Raw genomic sequence first — 8,304 nt, forward strand, 5'->3', positions numbered from 1 at the left:
GCACGGCCCCGCGCCCTCCGACGAGACACGCGCCCGCCCCCTCCCTACGCTCAGGAGATGGCGGTGAAACGCTCGAAAACCGTCGGCGCGAAACCGCCGTCCGATCGGTGAGGAGCGCAGCGATGACGATGCAGAACAGCGTGACCGAGGCCGACCGCGCCCTGAAGACCAAACACCGGGCGATGTGGGCCCAGGGTGACTACCCCTCCCTGGCCGCCGAGGTCATCCCGGAGCTGGGAGCGGTCCTGGTCGAGGCGTGCGGGGTACGCCCCGGCACGCGGGTGCTGGACGTGGCCGCCGGCTCCGGCAACGCCGCGATCCCGGCGGCCCTGGCCGGTGCGGACGTGGTGTCCTCCGACCTGACGCCGGAGCTGTTCGAGGCCGGCCGGGCGGCGGCCGAGAAGCAGGGCGCGCACCTCACCTGGCAGGAGGCCGACGCCGAGGCCCTGCCGTTCGGCGACGCCGAGTTCGACACCGTGCTGTCCTGCGTCGGCGTCATGTTCGCCCCGCACCACCAGCAGGCCGCCGACGAACTCGCCCGGGTCTGCCGTCCCGGCGGCACCATCGGGCTGCTGAACTGGACGCCGCAAGGGTTCATCGGCCGGATGTTCGCCACGATGAAGCCGTACGCGCCCCCGCCCCCGCCCGGCGCGCAGCCGCCCCCGCTGTGGGGGGACGAGGACCATGTGCGCGCCCTCCTCGGCGACCGGGTCACGGACGTCCGTGCCGAGCGCCGCACGGTCCGGGTCGACCGCTTCGAGACGCCCGAGGCGTTCCGCGACTACTTCAAGGAGCGCTACGGCCCGACCATCAGCGTCTACAAGAACATCGCCGGCGAACCCGAACGCGTCGCGGCCCTGGACGCCGCCCTGGTGGACCTCGCCCGCGACGGCGACCTCGGCACGGGCTCGGGCGGGCTGGTCCTGGAGTGGGAGTACCTGCTGCTCACCGCACGCCGGGCGGACTGACACCGGGGCGTGGCACCGGGGTCCGACGGCGTACAACTGCCGTACGACCACGGCACGAAGTCCGTCCCTCCCAGGTCGGATCTTCGCCGCATTCAGCGGGTGAAGCGGCAAATCCGCACGTACCGTCGAATGCATGACGCATCTCGACGCGGGTGCCCGGCCCGACTCCGCGCGGCCGGCGACGGTCACCTCCCGCGAGACCGGCCTGACCGGTGCTCAGGTCGCCGAACGGGTGGAGCGCGGCCAGGTCAACGACGTACCGGTCCGCAGCAGCCGGTCCACCGTCGACATCGTCCGGGGGAACGTCTTCACCCGCTTCAACGCGATCATCGGCGTGCTGTGGCTGATCATGCTGGTGGTCGCGCCGATCCAGGACAGCCTGTTCGGGTTCGTGATCCTCGCCAACACCGGCATCGGGATCGTCCAGGAGTGGCGGGCGAAGAAGACGCTGGACTCGCTCGCGCTGATCGGCGAGGTCAGGCCGACCGTACGCCGCGACGGGGCGGCCGGTCAGGTCAGCACCTCCGAGATCGTGCTGGACGACCTGATCGAGATCGGGCCCGGGGACAAGGTCGTCGTCGACGGTGTCTGCGTCGAGGCGGACGGGCTGGAGATCGACGAGTCGCTGCTCACCGGTGAGGCCGACCCGGTCGTCAAGCACCCCGGCGACCACGTCATGTCGGGCAGCTTCGTGGTGGCCGGCGGCGGGGCCTTCCAGGCGACGAAGGTCGGCCGTGAGGCCTACGCCGCCCAGCTCGCCGAGGAGGCCTCGCGCTTCACCCTCGTCCAGTCCGAGCTGCGGTCGGGCATCTCCACCATCCTCAAGTACGTCACCTGGATGATGGTCCCGACCGCGATCGGCCTGATCATCAGCCAGCTGGTCGTGAAGGAGAGCGGCTTCGACGACTCCGTCGCCCGCACCGTCGGCGGCATCGTCCCGATGGTCCCCGAGGGGCTGGTCCTGCTCACCTCGGTCGCCTTCGCGATCGGCGTGATCCGCCTGGGCCGCAAGCAGTGCCTGGTGCAGGAGCTGCCCGCCATCGAGGGACTCGCCCGGGTCGACACGGTCTGCCTCGACAAGACCGGCACCCTCACCGAGGGCGGCATGGACGTCACCGAGCTGCGCCCGCTCCAGGGCGCCGACGAGACCTACGTACGGAAGGTGCTCGGCGCGCTCGGCGCGTCGGACCCGCGCCCGAACGCGTCCCTGAAGGCGATCATCGACGCCTACCCGGCCGTCGACGGCTGGCGCTGCACCGAGGCCCTGCCGTTCTCCTCCGCCCGCAAGTACAGCGGCGCCGTGTTCAGCGAGGGCGACGGGCGGACCGGCCGGTGGCTGCTGGGCGCGCCCGACGTGCTGCTCGCGGACGACGATCCGGCCCTGGCCGAGACCGGCCGGCTGAACGAGCAGGGCCTCCGGGTGCTGCTGCTCGTCCGGGTCGCGCGGGACCTGGACGATCCCGACGTGACGCGAGGAGCGAAGCCCACCGCGCTGGTCGTGCTGGAGCAGCGGCTGCGGCCGGACGCCGCGGACACGCTGCGCTACTTCGCCGACCAGAACGTCCGGGCCAAGGTCATCTCCGGCGACAACGCGGTGTCGGTCGGCGCGGTCGCCGCCAAGCTCGGGCTGTCCGGCACGACGGTGGACGCGCGGCGGCTGCCCGCCGAGCAGGACGGCATGGCCGACGCGCTCGACGACGGCACGGTGTTCGGGCGGGTCACCCCGCAGCAGAAGCGGACCATGGTGGGCGCGCTGCAGGCCCGCGGGCACACCGTCGCGATGACGGGCGACGGGGTGAACGACGTCCTCGCCCTGAAGGACGCCGACATCGGCGTGGCGATGGGCTCCGGCTCGGAGGCGACCCGGGCGGTCGCGCAGATCGTGCTGCTGAACAACAGCTTCGCCACGCTGCCGTCGGTGGTCGCCGAGGGGCGCCGGGTCATCGGCAACATCACGCGGGTGGCGACGCTGTTCCTCGTCAAGACGGTCTACTCGGTGCTGCTGGCCGTTCTGGTGGTCTGCTCGCAGGTGGAGTACCCGTTCCTGCCGCGCCATCTGACCCTGCTGTCGACGCTGACCATCGGCATCCCGGCGTTCTTCCTGGCACTCGCGCCCAACAAGGAGCGCGCCAAGCCGAACTTCGTACGGCGGGTCATGCGGTACGCGATCCCGGGCGGGGTCGTGGCGGGGGTGGCGACGTTCGCGACGTATCTGCTCGCCCGGGAGCACTACACGGGGCCCGGGGCGCTGGACGCGGAGACCAGTGCGGCGACGCTCACCCTGTTCCTGATCTCGATGTGGGTGCTGGCGATCATCGCCCGGCCGTACACCTGGTGGCGGATCGCCCTGGTCGCCGCGATGGGCGGCGCCTTCCTGCTGGTGCTGGTGGTGCCGTGGCTGCAGGACTTCTTCGCGCTGAAGCTGGTGGGGATGACGATGCCGTGGACCGCGGTCGGCATCTCGGTGGTGGCGGCGGCCACCCTGGAATTCACGTGGAAGTGGGTGGACCGCCGCTTCCCGGCCTAGCCGGACTTACTGCACGTCGACGAAGTCGCCCGTGGCGTTGACCGCCGGGGTCGTGGTCGTGCCCGCGAAGGACCAGCGGAAGTAACCGTCGGTCGACGCCGTGGTCGTGGTCTTCAGCTCACCCGTGCTGTTCGACTTGATGGTCTTCAGCGTGGTGTAGGTGTCGCTGCCCTTCTTGCGGAACTGCAGCTTCACCGACTGGTTGGTGTAGCCGTGGTACTTGTTGTCGTCCCAGTTGGCACGGGACAGCTTGCCGGTGACCGTGATGGTCTTGCCCTTCTTCACCGGCTCGGGCGAGGCGTTGACCGTCAGCTTCGAGTAGCGCTGGAGCTTGAAGGAGTTCGTCGGGTCCTGCACCTTCACGCCGACGTTGTCCAGGTTCGGGTTCTCCGGGTCCTCACCGTTGAACGCGACCGCGAACGCCGCCGCCTTCCAGGAGCCGGCGTCCTCGTTCAGCAGCGCGAACGGGTCGATCTCGACGGTGGCCTTGCAGCTCGCGACGGTCGCGGACGAGTCCGTGCAGGTCGCGTCGTTGCTGTCGAAGTAGAAGATCGACTCCTCGAACGAGGCACCGCGGTACAGCTCGACGCCCGCGAAGAAGTCCGCGGCGTGGATGTTCACTTCCTTGCCGTGGGTCAGCGTGAAGGACACGGGGACCTTGACCACGTTGGTGGTGCCGACGGCGATGTTCTTGCCGTTGTTGACCTTGACCGAGGAGAAGGTCGCGTTCAGGACGGTCGGCTCGCCGTCCACGGCACCGACGAAGGCCGAGCGGCCGGAGTCGGCGTGGAGGACCTCGCTGGCGGCGGCGATGTCCGCGGGAACCTTCGGCTCCGCGGCCTGCGCGGCCGGCACGGCGAGGGCGGAGAGGGCCAGGGCGCCGGTGACGGCGGCCACGGTGGCTCGGATACGCATGCGTTCTCCAGGTGGAGAGGGGCCCCGGTGCTCGTCGTCGGCTCTCGGGGCCCAAGTGATCGTGGAGTCTGTTGACTCACATGATCAGATTCCTCAGCGATGCGCATGGTTGTACGACGGGTGAAAAATGTGTGCGGAACTTTTCCCGAGCGGTCGTACGTCACTTCCGGCTCAGTCTTCACGTCACCACCGGCTCGGTCTCACGCCACCACCGGCTCGGTCTCACGTCACCACCGGCTCAGTCGAACCACCGGTCCCGTGCCAGTTCCTCGGTCCGGGACGGGTCTTCCAGGAGCGCCGCCACCTCGAAGCGTCGCGGCCACTGCCCCGCCGCCCAGGCGAGCCCCGCGGCGACGCCCTCCAGGGTGGCGGCGTGCAGGACGCCGTCGTCGGTGAGCCGCCAGTCGATCTCCACGCCGTCGACGACGAGTTCCTCGTGCTCGACGTAGAAGGACGGGGTGTTCCGGCCGAGGAGCACCCGCACCGGCTCGGGCACGTCGTGCTCGGCGCCCTCGGAGGTGACCTTCCCGGTGACGGACTCGCTCAGCCGCCGCACCTGGAACAGTTCGGCCAGGTCCGCGGCGCGCGACGGCCGTACGGGAAGCAGCGGGACGCCCTCGGTGAACGGCAGCAGGTCGGGCGAGTCGCACACCACGGCGTCGGCCGCGTCCACGACCTCCACCCGGCCGTCGGTGACGGCCCGCAGATCGTCCGGCAGGGTAACCTGCTCTGGGTCCAGCTCGGCCAACGACCCGTACAGGGCGTGCAGTTGAGTGCCCGTCACCTCGCGCTCGGGGTCGGCGAGCCGTTCCAGCAGTTCGGCGGCGCCGCCGGGCTCGTCCAGCAGCGCGGCGACGGACGTCCGCACGCCCAGCGCCCGCAGCACCTGCTCGTCCTCGAACCCGGTCGCGTCGGCCTCGTCGTAGAGACCGCGCAGCAGCGGGTCACCGCCGGCGGCGCGCAGACCGGCCGGGCGGCGGCCGTCGAGCACCGGGTTCCCGCGCAGCCACCATGCGGTGTAGGGCCGGACGACCTCGTGCGTCCCGTCCGGCAGCAGGATCCGCACGGGCTGGACGATGGCGTCCCTGAGCGGCGGCCGGGACAGCAGCGCCAGCGCCTGCGCCCACTTGTCCTCGTCCACGAGATCGAGGTCCCGTACGGCGACGATCTCGGTGGCGACCGGCGGCACGGGGCTGTCCGGGAAGCGGTCGAGGACGTCCTCGCACCACACGTCGACGGCGTCCAGCAGGCCCGCGTCGTCGGGCTCGGCGAAGTCGCCCTCGCGGGGCTCCAGTTCATCCGGGTCGAGGACGACGTCGGTGGCGCGGACGAGCGCGAAGTTCACCAGGACACCGCAGGCGGCCAGCGGCTGCTCGCCCCACTTGTCGGCCAGCTCGGCGTCCACGGCGGCGAGTTCGCCCTCGCGCATGACCTGGGCGAAGGGGCTGCCGGGGTAGACGAGTTCGCAGGCCGGGGCCGGTTCACCGTCCTCGTCGGGCAGGGCGAGCGCGCCGAGCCAGGGCTCGTCGCCGGGCTCCAGACCCGCGTCCCGCACCAGCGCGAGGACGGTGTCGGCCAGTTCGTCGGCGTCGAGGACGTCCTCTTCCCAGTTCACGCCGCCCTCGTCGTCCAGGGACGCGGCGACGGCGGCCCGGACCTGCGGGGTGGTGAGGACGGCCCGGGGCGTCGCGGGCAGCGCGCCGAGCTTCTCCAGGATGGGGTGGGCGGCGTCCGGGTGGGCGACCTTCAGGCCGAGCCGGGCCAGCACCTCGGGGTCGATCCGGGCGGCCTCCACGCTGGGCAGCAGGATCTGCCGGGGTCCGATGGTGGTCCGGCCGTCGGCGAGCGGGACCGGGAGTCCCGACAGGCGGTCCGGGTCGACCCCGGCCAGGCTGTCGTAGAGCCGGCGCCACCAGTGGGGTTCCTTCTCCAGCCCGGCGAGCCGGTCGATCGCGTCGGTCAGCGGGACGCGGGCGACGCCCAGGGTCCGCAGCTCGGCGCGGCGTTCCAGCCCGGCGGGCAGCAGCGTGGGCAGCACCTCGGCGAGGACCCGCACGGTGTCCGCGCCCGCGCCCTCGACGATCTCGGCGTCCCGGGGCCGCAGGGCATCGGGCAGGTCGTCGCCCTCGCGGGGAGGGAGGGCGGGGGGCAGGAACGAAGTGCGCGGCAGCCGGTCGAGGATCGCCTGGCGCAGGGCGCCGTCCAGCTCGCCCTTGCCGAGCGGGCCGGGCACCAGGTCGATGATCCCGGAGGTCACCGGGCGCCAGTCGCCGAGGAGTTCGGCGTAGGCGTCGGCCGCGCGCTGGACGAGGAAGTCGGTCAGCGGGCCCGGGGCGGCGTGCCGGCGGGTGGAGTCCAGCGGGAACGAGGCGATGAGCAGCGCGGGGACGCCGAGCGGTTCGTCGCTCGGGGTGGGGGCGTGCACGACCGCGCTGGTGCGGGGCCGGGCCGGGCTGCCGTCGCTGTCCACGGGCACGGCCCAGGTGACGGACCAGTGGGGCCGCAGCCGCTCCTCGACGGGCCGGTCGGTCAGGAGGTCGGGGGTGAGGGGGCCGTGAGCCGCCGCGGTGCGCCAGTGGGTGACGCCGTGGACGGAGTCGTCGACGACGGTGAAGGCACCGTCGGTACGGCGGGTGAGGGTCCTCGGGCTCTCCCCGTTGATCTCGACGACCAGCTCTTCGAGTCCGGGGAGGGTGAGCAGCAGGGCGTCGTCGACGGCCCGCAGCAGCCGCTCGGCGAGATCGGCGGCCGGGGTGTCGCGCAGCGGCAGGATGACGGCGGTGTCGTACGGGGCGGGTGCGGTGCCCTCGGCGGCGTACGGGAGGCGCAGCAGCGGGACGTGTCCGTCCCGGCGCCGGACCTCGTCCCCGAGGCCGGGGCTGTGCCGGGCAGTCTCGGCGGCCAGTGCCCTGGCCTCGGCGAGCGACCACCGCACACCGCCGTGCCGGCCGACGACGGCGGGCTCGTCGGTGACGGAGAGGACGGCGGCGAAGCCGACGCCGAACCGGCCCACGGAGGACGTGTCGCGCGGGTCCCGCTTGGCCGAGGCGCGCAGTGTGGACAGGGACTCCACGCCGGCGGCGTCCAGCGGGGCGCCGGTGTTGGCGGCGACGAGCACCCCGTCGCGCAGGGTGAGCCGCAGCCGTCCGGGCACACCGGCCCGGGCCGCCGCGTCGGCGGCATTCTGGGCGAGCTCCACGACGAGCCGGTCCCGGTAGCCGCCGAGGACCAGGTCCTCCTCGGCGTTGGCGTCCTCGCGGAACCGGGCGGGGCTGGTGGCCCAGGCGTCGAGGACACCGCGCCGCAGACGGGCGGTACCGAACGGATCGGCCCCCTCGGCGGCGGGCCGCACGAACTTGCTGCTCACGTTCCGTTCCTTCTCCTCGTGGACGTGAGGACGAAGGTACCGCCTGCGGCCCACCGACCGCCCGCCCGCCCGACGCGGGCCGCGGCCGCCCTTCCGGGCACACGGGGGGGGAACACCGGGGCCCTTTCTCCGGCGGACCACCGGTGACCCGACAACGCGGGGACCCGGCCCCGGGCCAACGACGACCGCTCCACCGGACACGGCCCCCGGTCCGCCCGGACCACGAAGACCTCGGCACGATCAACCGTCGGGGTGCGAACGGGCGCAGGCACCGGAGCCAGGCGGAACGCCAGCGACACAGCCAGCCGGACATGGGCCCCGGAGCCAGGCGGAACGCCCGCGACACAACCGGACGCGAGCCCGGAGCCAGGCGGAACGCCGACGACCCGGCAGCGTGCGGCGCCCCCAGGCCGGTTCAGCCGCCGGAGGCTACGAGTGGCCCAGTTCCTCCGTGTCCGCGTCCGCCGTCGGGGTCACCGAGCCGGAGTCCGAGGACGGGCGGAGGGGGAACGGGTCGACGCGGACAC

General features: G+C 72.6%; 4 protein-coding genes and 1 pseudogene. 2 read left to right on the top strand and 3 right to left on the bottom strand.

What is annotated here, in order from left to right; translation table 11 throughout:
- Positions 1-122 precede the first annotated feature (122 nt).
- Together K4G64_RS37130 and K4G64_RS37135 are read left to right on the top strand one after the other, a co-directional pair.
- Positions 123-968 carry a class I SAM-dependent methyltransferase gene (locus K4G64_RS37130; protein ID WP_221760282.1) on the top strand — a complete coding sequence of 282 codons (846 nt, stop codon included), beginning with the start codon at positions 123-125 and terminating at the stop codon, positions 966-968.
- Positions 969-1,101: 133 nt separating this feature from the next.
- Positions 1,102-3,495, top strand: coding sequence for a cation-translocating P-type ATPase (locus tag K4G64_RS37135; RefSeq protein WP_221760283.1), 2,394 nt, complete (start codon positions 1,102-1,104; stop codon positions 3,493-3,495).
- A 6-nt stretch (positions 3,496-3,501) separates the two neighbouring features.
- Here the strand turns inward: K4G64_RS37135 and K4G64_RS37140 are convergent, their stop codons facing one another.
- The 3 genes and pseudogenes from K4G64_RS37140 to K4G64_RS40840 form a co-directional block, all read right to left on the bottom strand.
- Positions 3,502-4,410, bottom strand: a complete 909-nt coding sequence (locus K4G64_RS37140) for a hypothetical protein (RefSeq protein ID WP_221760284.1) — start codon at positions 4,408-4,410, stop codon at positions 3,502-3,504.
- Positions 4,411-4,648: 238 nt separating this feature from the next.
- Positions 4,649-7,777, bottom strand: coding sequence for a sacsin N-terminal ATP-binding-like domain-containing protein (locus K4G64_RS37145; protein WP_221760285.1), 3,129 nt, complete (start codon positions 7,775-7,777; stop codon positions 4,649-4,651).
- 429 nt (positions 7,778-8,206) lie between these two features.
- Positions 8,207-8,304, bottom strand: a pseudogene (locus K4G64_RS40840) (DUF3027 domain-containing protein); the annotation flags it as partial.

The organism is Streptomyces sp. WAC04114, from assembly GCF_019733245.1.
Classification (GTDB): Bacteria; Actinomycetota; Actinomycetes; order Streptomycetales; family Streptomycetaceae; genus Streptomyces; species Streptomyces massasporeus_A.